14 protein-coding genes are annotated in these 19,261 nt (G+C 62.9%); 11 read left to right on the top strand and 3 right to left on the bottom strand.

Going from position 1 to position 19,261, the window contains the following annotated elements; genetic code table 11:
- The first annotated feature begins 2 nt into the window (after positions 1 to 2).
- From nuoN to LVY71_RS13560, 5 genes are read left to right on the top strand one after another with little or no spacing between them, the layout of a single operon-like run.
- A complete protein-coding gene (nuoN, locus tag LVY71_RS13580) occupies positions 3 to 1,430 on the top strand; it encodes an NADH-quinone oxidoreductase subunit NuoN (protein ID WP_235100406.1) in 1,428 nt (475 codons plus the stop codon).
- Positions 1,430 to 2,239: a biotin--[acetyl-CoA-carboxylase] ligase gene (locus LVY71_RS13575; protein ID WP_235100405.1), complete on the top strand. Its 810-nt coding sequence runs from the start codon at positions 1,430 to 1,432 to the stop codon at positions 2,237 to 2,239. The genes nuoN and LVY71_RS13575 overlap by 1 nt, the downstream gene beginning before the upstream one ends.
- Positions 2,239 to 3,909, top strand: a complete 1,671-nt coding sequence (locus LVY71_RS13570) for a ribonuclease J (RefSeq protein ID WP_235100404.1) — start codon at positions 2,239 to 2,241, stop codon at positions 3,907 to 3,909. The genes LVY71_RS13575 and LVY71_RS13570 overlap by 1 nt, the downstream gene beginning before the upstream one ends.
- A 31-nt stretch (positions 3,910 to 3,940) precedes the next feature.
- Complete coding sequence (gene mce, locus LVY71_RS13565; RefSeq protein WP_235100403.1) at positions 3,941 to 4,345, top strand: methylmalonyl-CoA epimerase; 405 nt, start codon at positions 3,941 to 3,943, stop codon at positions 4,343 to 4,345.
- A 2-nt stretch (positions 4,346 to 4,347) separates the two neighbouring features.
- Positions 4,348 to 4,623 carry a DUF1467 family protein gene (locus LVY71_RS13560; RefSeq protein WP_235100402.1) on the top strand — a complete coding sequence of 92 codons (276 nt, stop codon included), beginning with the start codon at positions 4,348 to 4,350 and terminating at the stop codon, positions 4,621 to 4,623.
- A gap of 434 nt (positions 4,624 to 5,057) precedes the next feature.
- Here the strand turns inward: LVY71_RS13560 and LVY71_RS13555 are convergent, their stop codons facing one another.
- A complete protein-coding gene (locus LVY71_RS13555) occupies positions 5,058 to 7,196 on the bottom strand; it encodes a TonB-dependent receptor family protein (protein WP_235100401.1) in 2,139 nt (712 codons plus the stop codon).
- Positions 7,197 to 7,251: 55 nt separating this feature from the next.
- Complete coding sequence (locus tag LVY71_RS13550; protein WP_235100400.1) at positions 7,252 to 7,632, bottom strand: DUF2946 family protein; 381 nt, start codon at positions 7,630 to 7,632, stop codon at positions 7,252 to 7,254.
- Between the two features lie 177 nt (positions 7,633 to 7,809).
- On the opposite strand from LVY71_RS13550, the gene proS reads away from it, so the two are divergent.
- From proS to LVY71_RS13535, 3 genes are all read left to right on the top strand, one after another.
- Positions 7,810 to 9,129 carry a proline--tRNA ligase gene (gene proS, locus LVY71_RS13545; protein WP_235100399.1) on the top strand — a complete coding sequence of 440 codons (1,320 nt, stop codon included), beginning with the start codon at positions 7,810 to 7,812 and terminating at the stop codon, positions 9,127 to 9,129.
- Between the two features lie 98 nt (positions 9,130 to 9,227).
- Complete coding sequence (locus LVY71_RS13540; RefSeq protein ID WP_235100398.1) at positions 9,228 to 10,496, top strand: lipoprotein-releasing ABC transporter permease subunit; 1,269 nt, start codon at positions 9,228 to 9,230, stop codon at positions 10,494 to 10,496.
- Positions 10,497 to 10,504: 8 nt separating this feature from the next.
- Positions 10,505 to 11,203 carry an ABC transporter ATP-binding protein gene (locus LVY71_RS13535; protein ID WP_235101495.1) on the top strand — a complete coding sequence of 233 codons (699 nt, stop codon included), beginning with the start codon at positions 10,505 to 10,507 and terminating at the stop codon, positions 11,201 to 11,203.
- Positions 11,204 to 11,239: 36 nt separating this feature from the next.
- Here LVY71_RS13535 and LVY71_RS13530 read toward each other — a convergent pair whose 3' ends face one another.
- The gene (locus tag LVY71_RS13530; RefSeq protein ID WP_235100397.1) at positions 11,240 to 11,509 is read right to left on the bottom strand and encodes a DUF3551 domain-containing protein; all 270 of its coding nucleotides are present in this window, start codon (positions 11,507 to 11,509) and stop codon (positions 11,240 to 11,242) included.
- A 542-nt stretch (positions 11,510 to 12,051) separates the two neighbouring features.
- Here LVY71_RS13530 and dnaE point away from each other — a divergent pair.
- The 3 genes from dnaE (at position 12,052) to LVY71_RS13515 (ending at position 19,195) form a co-directional block, all read left to right on the top strand.
- On the top strand, positions 12,052 to 15,582 hold the full coding sequence (gene dnaE, locus LVY71_RS13525) for a DNA polymerase III subunit alpha (protein ID WP_235100396.1): 3,531 nt from the start codon (positions 12,052 to 12,054) through the stop codon (positions 15,580 to 15,582).
- 110 nt (positions 15,583 to 15,692) lie between these two features.
- A complete protein-coding gene (locus LVY71_RS13520; protein ID WP_235100395.1) occupies positions 15,693 to 17,990 on the top strand; it encodes a caspase family protein in 2,298 nt (765 codons plus the stop codon).
- Between the two features lie 206 nt (positions 17,991 to 18,196).
- On the top strand, positions 18,197 to 19,195 hold the full coding sequence (locus LVY71_RS13515) for a 30S ribosomal protein S2 (protein WP_235100394.1): 999 nt from the start codon (positions 18,197 to 18,199) through the stop codon (positions 19,193 to 19,195).
- Positions 19,196 to 19,261 lie beyond the last annotated feature (66 nt).

The raw sequence follows: 19,261 nt of genomic DNA, 5'->3' as shown, positions 1-19,261 counted from the left end.
TTATGACTTTCGCTGGGTATTCGCTGCTCCCCGTGCTGCCGGAACTGGTGCTGGCGATAGGCGCCATGGCGCTGCTGATGCTGGGCGCGTTCCGCGGCCAGCAGACGACGCAGCTTGTGACGGGGCTGGCGATTGCTCTTCTCGCGATAACGGGCGTGCTGATCTTCTGGCTGCCGGCAGGCAAGCTGACGACGTTCGGGGGCAGCTTCATCGTCGATGACTTCGCGCGGTTCCTGAAGGTGCTGGCACTGATCGGCTCCGGCACGGCGCTGATCCTGTCGCGCGGCTATCTCGCGCAGCAGGCCAAGATTTTCGAATACGCCATTCTGATTATGCTCTCGACCGTCGGCATGATGGTGCTGATCTCCGCCGGCGATCTTATCATGCTCTATCTTGGCCTCGAACTGATGAGCCTCGCGCTCTATGTCGTGGCGGCCAGCCACCGCGACGACACCAAGTCGACCGAAGCGGGCCTGAAGTACTTTGTCCTCGGCGCGCTGTCGTCCGGCATGCTGCTCTACGGCGCGTCGCTGGTTTACGGCTTCACCGGCACGGTCAGCTTCGCTGGCATCGCGGCGGAAGCGAAGAGCGCCAATGTCGGCCTGCTGTTCGGTCTCGTGTTCCTGCTCGCCGGTCTCTGCTTCAAGATTTCCGCCGTGCCGTTCCACATGTGGACGCCGGACGTTTACGAAGGCGCGCCGACGCCAGTCACCGCGTTCTTCGCATCCGCGCCGAAGGTCGCGGCGCTCGCTGTGTTCACCCGCGTGGCGCTCACCGCGTTTCCGGGCATCGTACCGCAGTGGCAGCAGATCGTGGTGTTCGTCTCCATCGCCTCGATGGCGCTGGGATCGTTTGCCGCCATCGGTCAGAAGAACATCAAGCGCCTGATGGCGTACTCCTCCATCGGCCACATGGGTTTCGCGCTGGTCGGCCTCGCCGCCGGAACCCAGCAGGGCGCGCAGGGCGTTCTGGTCTATATCGCGATCTATGTCGCCATGACCCTCGGCACCTTCGCCATCATCATCGCCATGAAGCGCAATGGTCAGGCCGTCGAAACCATCAGCGACTTCGCCGGATTGTCGCGCACCAATCCGCTGCTGGCATTCTTCTTTGCGATGTTCCTGTTCTCGCTGGCCGGCATTCCGCCGCTCGCAGGCTTCTTCGCGAAGTTCTATGTGTTCCTTGCCGCGATCAATGCCGGCTTGTTCACGCTCGCCGTGATCGGCGTCCTGACCAGCGTGGTCGGCGCGTTTTACTATCTCACCATCGTCAAGGTGATGTATTTCGACGAGCCGAAGGAAGCGGTCGAGCCGATGGGTGGCGAACTTAGGTTCGTGCTGGCCATCGCGGGTGTCTTCAACGTGCTGTTCTTCGTCTATCCCGCGCCGTTGGTCAGCGCAGCCACGGCGGCCGCGAAGTCGCTGTTTTAATGGTATTCGCGCTCGGTCCGCGAGCCAGAGCCCAGAACTACCGTCTGGAAGCGTTCGACAGTATTGGATCGACCAATGCCGAGGCGCTCGAACGGGCGCGGGCGGGGGAACGCGGTCCTCTATGGCTGGTGACGGACCAGCAAACCGCTGGACGCGGACGCCGTCAGCGCGCATGGATATCCCCGCGCGGCAATCTCGCAGCCACCATCGTCGAGACCATCGACGTGCAGCCCCCCGTCGCAGCGACGCTGGGCTTTGCAGCGGGGCTCGCACTCGAAGCGGCCTTGCAGGCCATCAGTCTGGAATACCGAATGCGATCTGGCGGCACAGCCAACAGCACGTTTCTTCTGAAATGGCCGAACGACGTTCTGGCGAGCGGCGAGAAGCTGTCAGGTATTTTGCTGGAGGCGGAAACCATCGGCGGCAATCTCGCGGTTGCCGTCGGCATGGGAACCAATGTGGTGTCCGCGCCGGAGGGAACGCCTTATCCCGCGACGTCGCTGGCGGCGCTGGGGATCACGGCCGGCGCAGAAGACCTGTTCATGGCGCTGTCGGACTCATGGGTCGAGTATCGCGGCGTCTGGGAAAACGGCAAAGGCTTTCCCGACATCCGCCGGCTGTGGCTGGAGCGTGCCGCAGGGCTCGGCGAGCCTGTCTCGGTACAGTCGGGTGGAGCGAGCGTCGAGGGAATTTTCGAGACCATCGATGACACCGGTTGTCTCATCATCGCGGGCCATGACGGCAAGCGCACACCGATTGCCGCCGGCGACGTGCATTTCGGATCGGCCAAATCGTCTGGAGCAGCCTGATGTCTCGTCCGGATGAGTTGACGTTTGCGCCGCTCGGCGGCGTCGGTGAGATCGGCATGAACCTGTCGATCTATGGTCTCGGCAACCGCCACCAGCGGAGCTGGCTCGCGGTCGATCTCGGCGTGTCTTTCGGCAATGAGGAGCATCTGCCGGGTATCGACGTCATCATGCCGGATATCCGTTTCTTGGTGAAGGAGCGGAAGAACCTGATGGGTCTGGTGCTGACCCACGCCCATGAGGATCATTTCGGTGCGATCATCGATCTGTGGCCGCAGCTGAAATGTCCCATTTACGCGACCCAGTTCAGCGCTTCGCTGTTCGAGGCGAAATGTGCCAGCGAACGCAATCCGCCGAAGATCCCGGTCACCGTCGTGCCGTCCGGCGGCACGGTGAACATCGGTCCCTTCAGCGTCGAATTCATTCCGGTGGCGCATTCGATTCCCGAATCCCATGCGCTCGGGATCAAGACCCCGGCCGGCACGGTGCTACACACCGGCGACTGGAAGATCGACCCGACGCCAATCATCGGCAAGCCGACCGACGAGAAGCGGCTGCGCGAACTGGGCGACGAGGGCGTGCTGGCGCTGGTCGGCGATTCGACCAATGCGGTGCGCGAAGGCCGCTCGCCCTCGGAGCAGGAAGTCGCCAAGAACATCACCGAACTGGTGAAGGCCGCACGCGGGCGCGTCGCGGTGACGACATTCGCATCCAACGTGGCGCGGCTGCGCGCCGTGGCGGATGCCGCGAAAGCCGCCGATCGCGAGGTTGTTGTTGTGGGCCGCGCGATGGAGCGCGTGGTGCAGGTCGCGCGTGAAACCGGCTACCTCGACGGCGTGCAGCCGTTTCGCGGCGCAGATCTCTATGGCCATTTCCCACCGGACAAGGTGCTGGCGCTGTGTACAGGCAGCCAGGGCGAGCCGCGTGCAGCGCTGGCGCGGATCGCCAATGACGATCATCCGCAGGTGACGCTCAACAGGGGCGACACCGTGATCTTTTCATCGCGCACGATTCCGGGCAACGAGAAGGCCGTCAGCGCGATCATCAATGGTCTTGTCACGCAGGGCATCGAGATCATCACCGACCGCACCCACATGGTGCATGTCTCGGGACATCCGCGCCGCGACGAATTGCGCGACATGATCTCGTGGGTGCGCCCGCAACTGCTGATCCCGGTCCACGGCGAGGCGCTGCACCTGTCGGAACACGCAAAGCTGGCGCGGGCCTGTGGCGTGCCGAAGGTGCTGATCTGCAAGAACGGCGATCTGGTGCGGCTGGGGCCGGGCGATCCGGCGATCATCGAGGAACTACCCAACGGCCGTCTTTACAAGGACGGCAATATCCTTGAGCCCGATAAGGCGCGCGCGGTGATCGAGCGGCGGCGGCTGGCGTTCGCCGGCTGCGCCTTCGTCGCCATTGCACTGACGGACAAAGGCGAACTGGCCGACGATCCCGAGGTTGATCTGGTCGGTATTCCGGAAAAGAATAAGGAAGGCGTGGTGATCGCAGACGATGTGTTCGATGCGGTTGTCACCACCGTGGAGAGCTTGCCGCGCGCGAAGCGCCGCGATCCCGATGCGGTCGCCGAATCCGTGCGGCGCGCAGTGCGTGCCGAGATCAACGATCAGTGGGGCAAGAAGACGCTTTGCATCGTTCACGTCCTGATGGTTTGATTCTCGTTATTGGTTTTGTGCGGAGAGAGACATGCTGGGCAGGCTCAATCATGTGGCGATTGCGGTGAAGGATGCCGAAAAGGCCGCGAAGATTTATGGCACGGCCTTTGGAGCTGAGATCTCCGGCGCGGTGCCGCTGCCGGAGCACGGCGTCATCACGGTGTTCGCGACGTTGCCCAATACCAAGATCGAATTCATCCAGCCGCTCGGCGAAGATTCGCCGATCGCGAAGTTCGTCGAGCGGAATCCCGACGGCGGCATTCATCACATCTGCTACGAGGTTCCGGAGATCATCGCGGCGCGTGACAAGCTGATCGCGGAGGGTGCGCGGGTGCTCGGCGACGGCAACCCGAAGATCGGGGCGCACGGAAAGCCGGTGCTGTTCCTGCATCCGAAGGACTTTTCCGGTGCGCTCGTCGAAATCGAGCAGTCGTAATTATGGTCTATTCGATCTCAACCGCGATCGCGATCTACTTCGTACTCTGGTGGGTGGTGCTGTTTGCGGTGCTGCCTTTCGGCGTGCGCAGTCAGCAGGAAAGCGGCGAGGAGATCGCAGGCACTGACCCGGGCGCGCCGAGCGTGCCCCGCATGGCGCGGAAGCTGCTGTGGACCACGGTGGTTTCGGCGGTGATCTTCGCCGCCGGCATGGCGGCCTTCAAGGCCGGCTACCTCAACATCGAGCGCTTGACCAAACTGATGGGCATCCCGCTCTAAGCGGCGGGACCGTGCCGGCCTGATCACCGTCGCTCAATGCATCAATGAATTGCTATATGTTCGGCGTCGTGTTCGGACAGATGTTGTCGAACACCGTGGCCAAATAAAAAAGAGCAGGGCCAAAGCCCTGCTCTAAAAATTGTGTCGACCCTATTTTCCCCGAAAAGGTTGGATTTATCCTTGATTGAACGGGGCGACGCTGCTTGTGCGCGCCAGGGACTCCTCCCGAGACTTGGACCACCAGAATGTGCAAGCTGATTGCCACACTTCTGACGGGGGATTTGTAGCTGAAGGATTCTGTGTTGTCACGTTTTTCGGCATGAAATGTCTACTTATGCGGCACTGCACAAATGGGCTATTTCGGCACGATATCTGATGTTTTCGGAGGCCCGAAGAAGGGCGCGAACAAGGCGAGCCATATCGGTGGTGCTGAACTACCATTTTACGCGCATCCCCGCATAGACGGCACGACCGGTGCCGGGTTCGAACAGCGGCGAGGCGGCGTTCGCCGTTCGCGCGATGCTTGAGCTGGCGATGTAGGCCGTGTTGGCGATGTTGCGGGCTTCGAGGTACATTGAATACGTGCCGTCATCGACGCCAGCCTTGAGTCCCCAGATCGCATACGCATCAGCCGCCAGCGTGTTGGCGTTGTCGACGTAGTAGGCCTGCGGCACCCATTCGATATTCGGGCCAATGTAGAATCCGTTGGCGTGCTTGTAGAGCACTTCCGCGCGCAGGAAGTGACGCGGGGCGCCGGGCAACTGGTTGTTGCCGAACGTGACGTCATTATCGAAACGGAAGTCGTTCAGCGTGTAGGCGAGGTTGAGCCAGATCTTGTCCGCGTCGGGGATGTTCGAGAAGATGTTCCTGAACACCGCGACGCCAAGGCCCGCCTCGAGACCCTGATGAATCGTTCGGTCGGCATTGACCACGTTGCATTGGCCCGGCGCGCCATACATGCATTGCAGTTCGTTCCGGATGTTGGCGCGGTAGCCGGTCAGCTCCCACGTCAGATCGGGACGTCGTCCGCGCGTGCCGATCTCGTAGGTCGTCGCCGTCTGCGGCTGGATCAGCCAGAACGGGATGGCGGGCGCGGATGAGCTTTCACCGAAGCTTGGCACCTCGGCGCTGCGCGAGATATTGGCGAAGGCCTGCCAGGTGGGATCGATGTCCCACAGCAGACCGCCTTTCGGACTCCATAGATTGAATTCCGTCGAACCGCTCGACGAGGCTCCGAACCGCGCCGTGCGGTCGCGCGTCGCGTACAGGAACTGCGTGCCGCCGATCGCTGCAACGTTCGGCAGGAAGTAGAATGAATTTTCGATATAGGCCGAGGTATTCTTCGACTTGTCGAGCGATGAAGACAGCAATGATCCTTTGTAACCGCCGACGTTGGCATACTGCTTGTTGTCGATCTCGCCGTTGACGACATTCACGCCTGCGATCAGCCGGTTGCGAAAGCCGCCGATCAGGCGGTCGTCGGTCGCTTTCGCAAAGCCTCCATAGTCGCGGTACTGGTAGTCGAGCCACTGGAAGATCGGATGCATCAGGTGGCGATCCACTGCGAATGCACCGAATTCAACAGTCGTGGCATCGAACCGGATGGTCGTCTTGTTGGCGATCCGCCCGCTGTCGATATTGCGCTGCTGGTCGTTGATGACGTTCCCGGCTGCAGCCGTCTCCGGCGAGGTGAGCGCAGACGCCCTTGTCACTGAACCCGGAATACGCTGACGCACGTCGTTCGCGTTGATGTAGAAGCGCGTCTCGAAGTCCGGCGAGAACTGGTAGCCGACGTTGCCGCTGGCGCGCGTGGAGTGCCCGTAGCTGTGATCGCGGAAACCTTCGGCGCTCTGGTTCGACGCCGTGAAGAACGCATCCCACGGACCGCTGGCGCCGCCGACGCTGCCCTGAAAGCGGCGATAGCCGAAAGCGCCGAGGTCGATGGCGGCGCTGTTGACCTTGGCATCGCGGCCGGTCGGCGTGACGAAGTTGATCGCGCCACCGAGCGAGTTCGCGCCGAACTGCAGCGCGTTCGCGCCCTTGTAGACCTCGACATATTTGTAGGCAGTCGGATCGATTTCCTGGAAATCGCCGTAGCCGTCCGATGTGTTGATCGGAATCCCGTCCATGTAGAGCTGAATGCCGCGCAGATGGAAATTGCGCGACAGGCTCGAACCACGAATCGAAAGGCGCGTATCGTCGCCCCATTTCGGCTGCGCGAATACGCCGGGCACGTAGCCGAGCACGTCCTTGATTGTGCTCGCGACGGAGTTGTTCTTGTAGTCTTCGGCGGCGACGACTGCGACGCCGCCGGGCGTTTGCTGAATGTCATGGCGTGCCTGATCGGCGGTCTTGACCCCGAGCGGTCCTTGCGGACCTGCCGGTGCGTTCAAGGTCGCGGCGGGAGCGCTTGTTGGCTGACGATTTGTTGTGGCCCGGTCTTGTTTGTCAGCCTCGACGACGACGGGAGGCAGCGTTTGAGGAGCGGTTTGCGCGCGTGCGAACGATACCGTCGCGACGGCGGCAGCGGACGCCAGCAGGATGCTGCGCGTCCGTACGGAAACGGAAAACATGGATGAACTTCCACCAATGAGAGACGATTGAACGGATGCGCCGGAGCGCGGGTCGTCAGCTCAGGTGGGGAGGGCCGCGCGGCTGGTGGTCGGTGGCGGCAAAGAGCGCAATGCCGTCGTCGTGCCGGGCTGTTTCGAACAGAATCTGCAACGCAATCCGGATTGCCAGCGCGGGCGACTGCGGCGGCAGGTCAACGGCCGCGACGCCGGAAATGCAGAGCGGGCAGCGGATGATCGGCTTGCTGTCGTCAGTGCTGCCGTCCGCGTTAGTGGAGGCCGAACCGGCGTTGAGACAGAGCTCATGGAGGGCGTTGAACTTGAGCGGGGAGATCGTCGCCAACACGGTGCTGGTCAGCATCACGTTGAAGACAAGCGCATAAGCTGCCGCCCAGGCGGCAAAACGTCCAATTCTCTTGATGCGCGACGTGAAGATCACGGCTGAACCCCCGTCATTTGTTAGCATGGCCGGAGAAGGTCGAAAAGAGCAGCTTTTTCCGGGATTTGGTTTGGATCTAGCCTCTTTTACTTGTGTTTTTGCAGCCGATCCGGTTTCACTAGCCGCCTCAGGCCTCATTCGATTCCTGACATCATCCAGCAAACTCCGAGTGTTCCCATGCGACTGTCGCGTTTCTTTCTGCCCATCCTCAAGGAGACGCCGAAGGAGGCCGAGATCGTCTCGCATCGGTTGATGCTGCGCGCGGGCATGATGCGGCAGGAAGCGGCCGGCATCTATGCGTGGCTGCCGCTCGGCTTCCGGGTGCTGAAGAAAATCGAGCAGATCGTGCGCGAAGAGCAGGACCGCGCGGGCGCGATCGAACTTCTGATGCCGACACTGCAACTCGCCGATCTCTGGCGCGAGAGCGGGCGGTACGACGCCTACGGCCCGGAGATGCTGCGCATTGCCGATCGGCACAAGCGCGAACTGCTCTACGGGCCGACCAACGAGGAAATGATCACCGAGATCTTCCGCGCTTATGTGAAGTCTTACCGGAGCCTGCCGCTCAATCTCTATCATATCCAATGGAAATTCCGCGACGAGCAGCGTCCGCGTTTCGGCGTGATGCGCGGCCGCGAATTCCTGATGAAGGACGCCTATTCCTTCGACATCGACGAGGCGGCGGCGCGGCTGTCCTACAACAGGATGTTCGTCGCCTACCTGCGCACCTTCGCGCGCATGGGGCTCAAGGCAATCCCGATGCGCGCCGAGACCGGCCCGATCGGCGGCGATCTCAGCCACGAGTTCATCGTGCTGGCGGAGACCGGCGAGTCCGGCGTGTTCTGCAACAAGGATGTGCTCGACCTGCCGGTGCCCGGCGCGGATGTCGACTACAACGGCGACCTCACGCCGATCATCAAGCAGTGGACGGATCTCTATGCCGCCACCGAGGATGTTCACGACACCGCGCGCTACGAAAGCGAAGTGCCGGCCGACAAGCGGGTGCAGACCCGGGGCATCGAAGTTGGGCAGATTTTCTATTTCGGCACCAAGTATTCCGACAGCATGAAAGCGCTGGTGTCCGGTCCGGACGGCGCGGAGAAGCCGATCCACGGCGGCTCCTACGGCGTCGGCGTGTCGCGTCTCGTCGGCGCGATCATCGAGGCCTGCCATGATGAAAACGGCATCAAGTGGCCGGAAGAGGTGGCACCTTTCCGCATCGCCATCCTCAATCTCAAGCAGGGCGATGATTTGACCGGCGCGGCGTGCGAGAAACTCTATGCCGCGCTGACGGCGAAGGGCGTCGACGTGCTCTACGACGACACCGACCAGCGGCCCGGCGGTAAATTCGCGACCGCCGATCTGATCGGTATTCCCTGGCAGATCCTGATCGGGCCGAAGGGGCTTGCCGACGGCAAGGTCGAAATCAAGCGCCGCAGCGATGGGTCGCGCGAGTTCATGAGTCTGGACGACGCGATCAATCGCTTCGCCGCCTGAAGTCATACACTGTTTTATGTGCAGGTCGTGTCGCAGTTACCGCGGCACGAGACTAGAATTTGCCCGATTCGTGTGAAAATCCGAACCATGGAACAGACATGAGCGAGCCAGTTCGGACCCCACCTTTCGCACCCTTCGAATGGATGTTGTCGTCCCGTTATCTGCGGGCTCGGCGCAAGGAAGGGTTCATTTCGGTCATCGCCGGCTTCTCGTTTCTCGGCATCATGCTCGGGGTGGCGACGCTTATCATCGTGATGGCGGTGATGAACGGCTTCCGCAAGGAATTGCTCGACAAGATTCTCGGATTGAACGGCCATATCGTTGTACAGCCGCTGGAATCGCCGCTGACCGACTGGAAGGACGTGGCCGAGCGTATCAGCAGGGTCCAGGGCATCCGCCTCGCGGCTCCGGTGGTGGACGGTCAGGCGCTCGCATCGTCGCCGTTCAACGCATCCGGCGTGTTCGTGCGCGGCATCCGCGCGCAGGATCTCAACGGCGTTACCTCGATCACCAAGAACATCAAGCAGGGCACGCTGGAAGGCTTCGACGAAGGGCAGGGCGTCGCCATCGGCCGCCGGCTTGCGGATCAACTGTCGCTGCGCGCCGGCGACAGCATCACGCTGGTCGCGCCGCGCGGTGCGGTGACGCCGATGGGCACGACGCCGCGCATCAAACCATACAAGGTCGCCGCCGTGTTCGAGATCGGGATGTCGGAATACGACTCCTCGTTCGTGTTCATGCCGCTGGTGGAGGCGCAGGCCTACTTCAACCGCGCCAACGATGTCACTGCCATCGAGATCTACACGACCAATCCGGACAGGATCGACACCTTCCGTAAGTCGGTGACCGAGGCGGCGCAGCGGCCGATCTTTCTGGTCGACTGGCGGCAGCGCAATTCCACGTTCTTCAATGCGTTGCAGGTGGAGCGCAATGTCATGTTCCTGATCTTGACCCTGATTGTGCTGGTGGCTGCGCTGAATATTGTTTCCGGCCTCATCATGCTGGTGAAGGACAAGGGCAGCGACATCGCGATCCTGCGCACCATGGGTGCGTCGCAGGGCTCGGTGATGCGGGTCTTCCTGATCACCGGCGCCGCCATCGGCGTGGTCGGGACGCTGGTGGGCTTTCTGCTGGGACTGATCGTCTGTCTCAACATCGAGTCGATCCGCCAGTTCATCTCATGGATGACCAACACGGAATTGTTCTCGCCCGAGCTTTACTTCCTTTCCAAGCTCCCGGCCGAGGTCGATGTCGGCGAAACCGCCGCTGTCGTCATCATGGCGCTGACGCTGTCGTTTCTGGCGACGCTGTATCCCTCCTGGCGCGCTGCGCGTCTCGATCCCATCGAAGCCCTCAGGTACGAATGAGCGCACAGATGGAGCAGGGGGAAAATGGCGTTCCGGTCGTGTATCTGCACGACGTCCACAGGCGTTACAAACAGGGCGAAGCGACGCTGACGATTCTCAGCGGCGCCAATCTGGCGTTGTGGGAAGGACAGTCGGTCGCGCTGGTCGCGCCGTCGGGCACCGGCAAATCGACGCTGCTGCATATCGCAGGCTTGCTCGAGCAGGCGGACGAGGGCGAGGTCTATGTCGGCGGCACCGCCACGTCCGGACTTTCCGATTCCGAACGCACCCAGATCCGCCGCACCGATATCGGTTTCGTCTACCAGTCGCACCGGCTGCTGCCGGAGTTCTCGGCGCTGGAGAACGTGATGATGCCGCAGATGATCCGCGGCCTGCCGAAGAAAGAGACCGTGAAGCGGTCGCAGGAAATCTTGGCCTATCTCGGATTGGCGGACCGGGTCACGCATCGCCCGGCGGAATTATCCGGCGGCGAGCAGCAGCGGGTCGCGATCGCCCGCGCGGTCGCCAACGCGCCGCGCGTTCTATTGGCCGACGAGCCGACGGGAAATCTCGATCCGCATACCGCGGATCACGTTTTCAACGCGCTCACCCAGCTTGTGCGGGCGACACGCGTCGCGATGCTGATCGCGACGCATAACATGGACCTCGCTGCGCGGATGGACCGTCGTGTGTCGATTCAGGATGGCCATGTCGTCGAACTCGACTGAGCCGTTAGACGTCAACGGAGCGAGAACTCGGCTCGCTTAGCGCAAGCGCCGGCGGGGCGCGTATCCCTGATCGTACCCGTCGTCGTCGGAACCGCCGCTGTAAAAGTAGTTGCGATCGCAGTAGGCACGGGTGCCGGAGGCTGTGGTCTGGCACTGGGCATAGGACCAGTAACGGCAGTCGCCGCGCGAGTTGCCGGAAAATTCCGCTCCGATCAGGCACCAGGGGCCTTCGCGCGCCTCGGCCGGAGCGCTGCCGATCGTTGTCAGCGCCGTGAAGGCGGCGAGGGCCAAAAGCAAACTGCGCATTCTGTTCTCCTGTCGGGTTGTCGCCCGCTTTGCCTGAAGTGTTGATGTAGCCACAGATCGTTGTTCGCGCCGTTCGTCAACTCACGTTCCCGCGTAGCAGTTGATGGATTTGCGAGCCGTTCCGGCTGTTTACGCTTTGTTAGCAACACTGCTTTGTCGAAAGAGGAACCTCAGGCTCCTATCCTTGACATTGAGAACAAAAAAGGAACAATGTTCTTATTACGTTCTCATGGAGTCGATAGGGAGTTCGGTCATGTTGAAGACGTTCGTGGAAGAAGCCGCTGCGCTGACCTCACTGGTGCTGTTCGTTGGAATGGTCGCAATCTGGGCGCAGGTCATTCCCCAGATGTGAGGAAGGCCCGGCTTCGGGACAGTCCGAGGCTGGGGATAAGGATGATGGATCAGCGGGTCCCCGTGTTCTGAATGGACTCTCGCCAGTCGGGGCACCACCATCAAACTCTGAGTCGCTCTGTTGCCGCTCGTGGTCCATCGCGTCCAAGACGATTTGCGAGTGACCGCCTGCGAAGGTTGCCAAGGTCACCATGTCCAAAACTGTTACGAAATCGGCCGGGTCGGACCCGGGGTTCGTGCATCTGCACGTCCATTCGGCCTATTCGCTGCTGCAAGGCTCGATCACCATCAGCAAGCTGCTCGACCTTGCCAAGGCCGATCACCAGCCTGCGCTCGCGCTGACCGACAACGACAACATGTTCGGCGCGCTGGAGTTTTCCGACAAACTGGCGGGCTACGGCATCCAGCCCATTACCGGCTGCGCGATGTCGATCGACTTCGGCGATCAGGACCCCGCCGCGCGCAACGCGCTGCTTCCGGCGCGGATCGTTCTGCTTGCGATGAACGAGGCCGGCTACAGCAGCCTGATGAAGCTGAACTCGCGCGCGTTTCAGGATACGCCGACCCATCAGGCGCCGCATATCAAGGTCGAATGGCTGGAGGGCGAAACCGGCGGCCTCATTGCATTGACCGGTGGCCCGGAAGGGCCGATCGCGCAGGCTGTCGCCGCCGATCAGCCAGCCTTGGCGCAGGCGCGCTGCGATACCCTGGCGCAATTGTTCGGCGACCGGCTCTACATCGAATTACAGCGCCACGGGCTGGACAGCGAGCGCCGCTGCGAATCCGCGCTGATCGACATGGCCTATGCCATGGATCTTCCGCTGGTTGCGACCAACCAGCCATATTTCGCCAGTGCTGATGACTACGAAGCTCACGACGCGCTGCTCTGCATCGCAGGCGGACGATTGGTGTCTGAGACCGACCGGCATCAACTCACGCCCGATCATCGCTTCAAGACGCGCGCCGAAATGGCCGTGCTGTTCGCCGACCTGCCGGAGGCGCTCGCGTCCACGGTCGAGATCGCGCGGCGCTGCGCGTTCCGTCCGAAGACGCGCAAGCCGATCCTGCCGCGCTTTGCGGTGGTCGGCAGCGCGAACGCTGTAGATGCGGAGAGCGAGGAGTCGGAGGAACTGCGGCGGCAAGCCGAGGAGGGGCTGGCGCGGCGGCTGGCAACGCACGGCCTGTCGCAAGGTGTGTCCGAGGAGGACTACCGCGCGCGGCTGGCGTTCGAGATCGATGTCATCATCCGGATGAAATATCCGGGCTACTTCCTGATCGTGTCGGACTTTATCAAATGGGCGAAGGCCCAGGGCATTCCGGTGGGGCCCGGCCGCGGCTCGGGCGCGGGATCGCTAGTCGCCTATGCACTCACCATCACCGACCTCGATCCGATCCGGTTCGGTCTGCTGTTCGAGCGCTTTCTCAATCCCGAACGCGTGTCGATGCCGGACTTCGACATTGATTTCTGTCAGGACCGGCGCGGCGAGGTGATCCGCTACGTGCAGGAGCGCTACGGCCGCGATCAGGTGGGCCAGATCATCACCTTCGGTACGTTGCAGGCACGCGGCGTTTTGCGCGACGTTGGCCGGGTGTTGCAGATGCCTTACGGGCAGGTCGACAGGCTCACGAAGCTGGTGCCCCAGAATCCGGCCGCACCCGTGACGTTGTCGGCGGCGATCGCCAGCGAGCCAAAACTGCAGGCCTTCCGTGACGAAGACCCCGTGGTCGCGCGCGCCTTCGACATCGCGCAGCGCCTTGAAGGCCTCACGCGCCACGCCTCGACCCACGCCGCGGGCATCGTGATCGGCGACCGGCCGCTCTCCGAACTCGTGCCGATGTACCGCGATCCGAAATCGGACATGCCGGTCACCCAGTTCAACATGAAGTGGGTTGAGCCTGCGGGACTGGTGAAATTCGACTTCCTTGGCCTGAAAACGCTGACGGTGCTCGATGTTGCGGTGAAGCTGCTCAAGCAGCGCAACATCGACGTCGATCTCGCTACCTTACCGCTCGACGACAAGCCAAGTTACGAGATGCTGGCGCGCGGCGAAGTGGTCGGGGTGTTCCAGGTTGAAAGTCAGGGCATGCGGCGCGCGCTCGTCGATATGCGCCCCGACCGTTTCGAGGACATCATCGCGCTGGTCGCGCTCTATCGGCCGGGTCCGATGGCGAACATCCCGACTTATTGCGCGCGCAAGCACGGCGACGAGGAGCCGGAATATCTGCATCCGATGCTGGAGCCGATCCTGAAGGAGACCTTCGGTGTCATCATCTATCAGGAACAGGTGATGCAGATCGCGCAGGTCATGGCTGGCTACTCGCTCGGCGACGCCGACCTGCTGCGTCGCGCGATGGGCAAAAAGATTCGTGCGGAGATGGACAAGCAGCGCGCCGGCTTCGTCGCCGGCGCCGTCAAGAACGGCGTGCCGAAGGGGCAGGCGGAAACCATCTTCGAACTGCTGGCGAAATTCGCCGACTACGGCTTCAACAAGAGCCACGCCGCGGCCTACGCGCTGGTGTCGTACCAGACCGCCTACATGAAGGCGCACTATCCGGTCGAATTCATCGCCGCGTCGATGACGCTCGACATGAACAACACCGACAAGCTCTCGGAATTCCGTGCTGAGGCGCAGCGGCTCGGCATCAAGGTCGAAGCACCGTCGGTCAATCGCTCCGGCGCGACGTTCGAGGTCAACGACAACACCATCTACTACGCGCTCGCAGCTCTGAAGGGCGTCGGCGCCCAGGCGGTTGAGTTGATTGTGGAGGCGCGGGGAGACCGCGCCTTCACTTCGCTGGCCGATTTCGCCTCCCGCGTCAGTCCGCGCGCCATTAACAAGCGCGTCGTGGAAAGCCTCGCGGCGGCGGGCGCGTTCGACACCATCGACGCCAACCGTGCGCGGGTGTTCGCGGGCGCGGAGGCCATCGTTGCTGCATGCCAGCGCGGTCACGAAGCTGCCACCAGCGGGCAGAACGACATGTTCGGCGGTATGGCGGATGCGCCGAGCATCGTGCTTCCCAACGTGGAGCCCTGGCTTCCGGCGGAACGCCTGCGGCGCGAATACGACGCCATCGGCTTCTTCCTGTCGGGGCACCCGCTAGACGATTACGCCACGGCGCTGAAGCGACTGCGCGTGCAATCTTGGAGCGAGTTCTCCCGTGCGGTGAAAACGGGTGCGACGGCCGGACGCGTTGCGGCCACCGTTGTGTCGCGCATGGAGCGTCGTACCAAGACCGGCAACAAGATGGGCATCATGGGCCTGTCCGATCCCACCGGCCATTTCGAAGCGGTGCTGTTCTCGGAAGGACTGGCGCAATATCGCGATGTGCTCGAACCCGGATCGGCGGTTCTGTTGCAACTCGGCGCAGAACTCCAGGGCGAGGACGTGCGCGCGCGGGTGCTGCATGCCGAACCGCTCGATGATGCCGCGGCCAAAACGCAAAAGGGTCTGCGCATTTTCGTGCGCGACGACAAGCCGCTGGAGTCCATTGCAAAGCGGCTGGAAGGCCAGCAGGCCCCGGCCGGAAACGTCAGCCGGTTCCAGCCGGCAAAGCCCGTCACCCCGACGCCCGGCGGAAGCGACGGCGAAGTCACCTTGGTGATGATGCTCGATCTCGAAACAGAAGTGGAGATCAAGCTACAGGGCAAGTTCCGGGTGTCGCCGCAGATTGCCGGCGCGATCAAGGCGGTCTCCGGCGTGGTGGACGTGCAGACGGTGTGACGCTTGCACGCAGGCATGCCTGCTGCCTTATTCCGACTACCTTTCGTTCAAACAATGTTCATGCGGCGCAGGATTGACTGCGCGTGATGGGCTGAACGGGGACACGTTTCATGCGCGGAATTGCCAGACTCCTGAATGTCGCGGCGGTATTGCTTGCCGCCGCCTCGATGTCGCCGCTTCACGCGCAGACGCAAACACAGCAACCGCAGGCCCAGCAGAACCGCATCGCGCTGGTGATCGGCAACGGCAACTATCCGGCAGCACCCCTGGCGACCGCCGCAAACGACGCCGGTCTCATCGCGCAGACATTGCAGGCGGCGGGATTCGATGTGGTCGGCGCACGCGATCTTGATGGCGAAACGTTGCGCCAGACCTTCCGCGATTTCATCCAGAAAGCCAAAACGGCGGGACCGGATACCGTCGCGGTGGTTTATCTCGCGGGCTATGGCTTGCAGCTTGCGGGCGAAAACTATTTCGCGCCGGTGGATGCGGCCATGGCGCGCGACACTGACGTTCCGGTCGAAGGCCTGCGGATCGGCGACTACATCCGGCAACTGTCGGCTTTGCCGTTGAAGGCCAATGTCGTCGTGCTCGATGCCGCCTACAATCCCCCATTCGCGAAGGACGGCCAGCCGCTCGCGGGCGGTCTTGCGCTGATAGAGCCAGAGCCGAAAGGCCTGATCGCGTTCAACGCCGCGCCTGGCACGATCGCCCCGTCGCCGACCGGCAACTATGGACCGTATGCACAGGCGCTGGCGGAGATGATCCGCACGGGCGGCATTTCGCTTCCCGAAATTTTCAACCGCACGCGCCTTCGCGTCAACGATGTCACCAAGGGCGCGCAGGTGCCGTGGGATGCGCAGAAACTCGAAGGTGACTTCGTGTTCTTCGAGCGCGCACCCGATGCGCCGCCGGTTGCGGCAAATCAGGATGCCACCGCCCGCTCAAAGCCGATACGCGATTTCAGCGCGCAGGAGGCTTACACTGCGGCGCTGGAGCGTGACACGATTGCGGACTACGAAGCGTTTCTCGCTGCTTATCCGGACGATCCGATGGCGAAGCGGGTGAGGGCGATCGTCGCCGCGCGCCGCGAGGCGATCACCTGGCGGCAGACCTACCGCGCCAACACGCAGCAATCCTACTGGTCGTATCTGAAGCGTTATCCGAAGGGACCGCATGCCGCAGACGCGCGCCGCCGTCTTGCCAACATCGCGGCTGCGCTCGAGCCGCCGCCGGCGTTCGACGAATATGCCTACGACGTGCCGCCGCCGCTGGACTACGAATATGAGTATGTCGATCGGCCGTACCTGATGTTCGACGATCCGGTGTTCGCATTCGCGCCGCCACCGCCGCCGCCGATCTTCTTCCTGCCGCCGCCGCCGGACGATTTCATCGTGCTTGATCCGCCGATGTATTACGACGACGTCTATTATCTGCCGCAGCCGGTATTCATTCCGATCCCGGTCTTTATCCGGCCGCCGATCTACGTGCGTCCGCCGAGGAACCGTTTCCTGTTCACGAACATCCACAACAGGGACGTCATCAACACCATCATCAACCGGCGTCCGCCGTCTGCCGATGCTCGTACTGCTCCTGGCGGTCAATTCCGGCCCGGCCGGGCCGGCAGGTTGGATAGTGCAGCGACGGTCCGTCCCGCTTTCGCTCCGGGCTTGCCGCCATCGGCTGAACGCAGGGGCAATCTGATCCGGCAAGGCCGTGTAGCAGCGCCTGCGGGTGTGCTGCCCGGCGCTGCCGGTCGTAGCCGCCCCGGACCGGGCCAGACACAGCAGGGTATCTCACGGCCAGGCAATCTTCCTGCGCCTAACCTGCTGCCGGGACAGACGCCGGGAATCGGTTCGGCGGCTCGTCCGGGCGGTCGTCCGCTGCTCAATGCCTTGCCGGCACCCAGTGTGTCCGGCCCGCAGCCCGGTCAGGATAGCCGCCCCGGACGATTCGACCGGAGTCCCGGCGGCAGACCCGGCCTTGCGCGGCCATCGGCGCAGCCGGAGACCGCTGCACCGTCTGGACCGGCGGCAAGGCCCGGCCGTCCGGAACGGCCTGCCGCCCAGTCCCGGCCGCAGTTCCAGAGGCCGACGGCCGCGCCACGGCCCCAGATGGCTCCCCGTCCACAGGTCCAGCGGCCTCAGTTCCAGCGCCCTGCGGCTGCTCCGCGTCCGCAGATGGCGCCGCGGCCACAGCCGCAATTCCAGCGGCCGGCCATGGCTCCACGGCCTCAGATGGCTCCGAGGTCTCAAATGGCCCCACGGCCTCAGCCGCAAATGGCTCCGCGTCCGCAAATGGCGCCGAGGCCGCAAATGGCCCCGCGTCCGGCTCCGCCGCCGCCGCGCGCAGCCCCGGCGCCCCGGCCCGCACCGGCCGCAAGGCCCGCAAGACCACCGCCGGGCTAGGGGATCGCGCAGCGAGCGCTCCGCACCGGGATCGGCAGCATCCGGCCGTAAAATCGGCCGGATTTGCTTGCTTAACCACGGTCGCGTGGGTATAAGCCGCGCATCTCACACGGAAGCATGGCTCTCAAAGGCCGTCCGGTGGCAACCGGGCCATAAGGCTCGTATTGCTCACACGCTTCCGGAGGAACCAACCGGAGAATAGAACTATGGCGCTACCCGAATTCTCGATGCGTCAGCTTTTGGAAGCTGGCGTTCACTTTGGTCACCAGTCTCATCGATGGAATCCGAAGATGGCGGATTACATCTTCGGTGCCCGCAACAACATTCACATCATCGACCTCGCGCAGACCGTGCCGCTGCTTCATCGCGCGTTGCAGGCTGTCAGCGACACCGTCGCCAAGGGCGGCCGCGTGCTGTTCGTCGGCACCAAGCGTCAGGCACAGGACGGCGTGGCTGAAGCCGCGAAGCGCTCCGCGCAGTACTTCGTCAATTCGCGCTGGCTCGGCGGCACGCTGACCAACTGGAAGACTGTATCCGGTTCGATCAAGCGTCTGCGCCAGCTCGACGAGATGCTCGGCTCGGGTGAAGGCAATCAGTACACGAAGAAAGAGCGCCTTACGCTGACGCGCGAGCGCGACAAGCTCGACCGTTCGCTTGGCGGCATCAAGGACATGGGCGGCTTGCCTGACCTGATCTTCGTGATCGACACCAACAAGGAAGACATCGCGATCCAGGAAGCCAACCGCCTGAATATTCCGGTGGCTGCGATCGTCGATACCAATTCCGACCCGAAGGGCATTTCCTACGTGGTGCCCGGCAACGACGACGCCGGCCGTGCGATCTCGCTGTATTGCGATCTCGTCGCCCGTGCGGTGATCGACGGCATTTCGCGCGCGCAGGGTGGTGCGGGCGTTGATATCGGCGCGATGGCGAGCCCGATTCCGGAGGCGGCGGTTGCGCCTGCAAAGTCGGAAGGCTTCCAGGGGCTCGCTGGCCCGCGCGGCGTTGCCGACGACCTCAAGAAGCTCAGCGGCGTGTCCGGCACGATCGAGAAGAAGCTGAATGACCTCGGCGTCTTCCACTTCTGGCAGATCGCCGAACTCGATCACGATACCGCCCACAAGATCGGCGAAGAAGTCGGTCTTCCGGCGCGTGCCGATGGCTGGGTTGCCCAGTCGAAGGCGCTGACCGCGGAAGCGGAATAAGCCTCGCCCCTTTCTCGCGGCCGGTTCATCCGGCCGCGACATTCTCCGGCTAACTAAAATCCTGCG

It is taken from the genome of Bradyrhizobium sp. G127 (assembly GCF_021502575.1).
GTDB lineage: Bacteria > Pseudomonadota > Alphaproteobacteria > Rhizobiales > Xanthobacteraceae > Afipia.
This window is presented reverse-complemented; position numbering and strand designations above follow the sequence as displayed.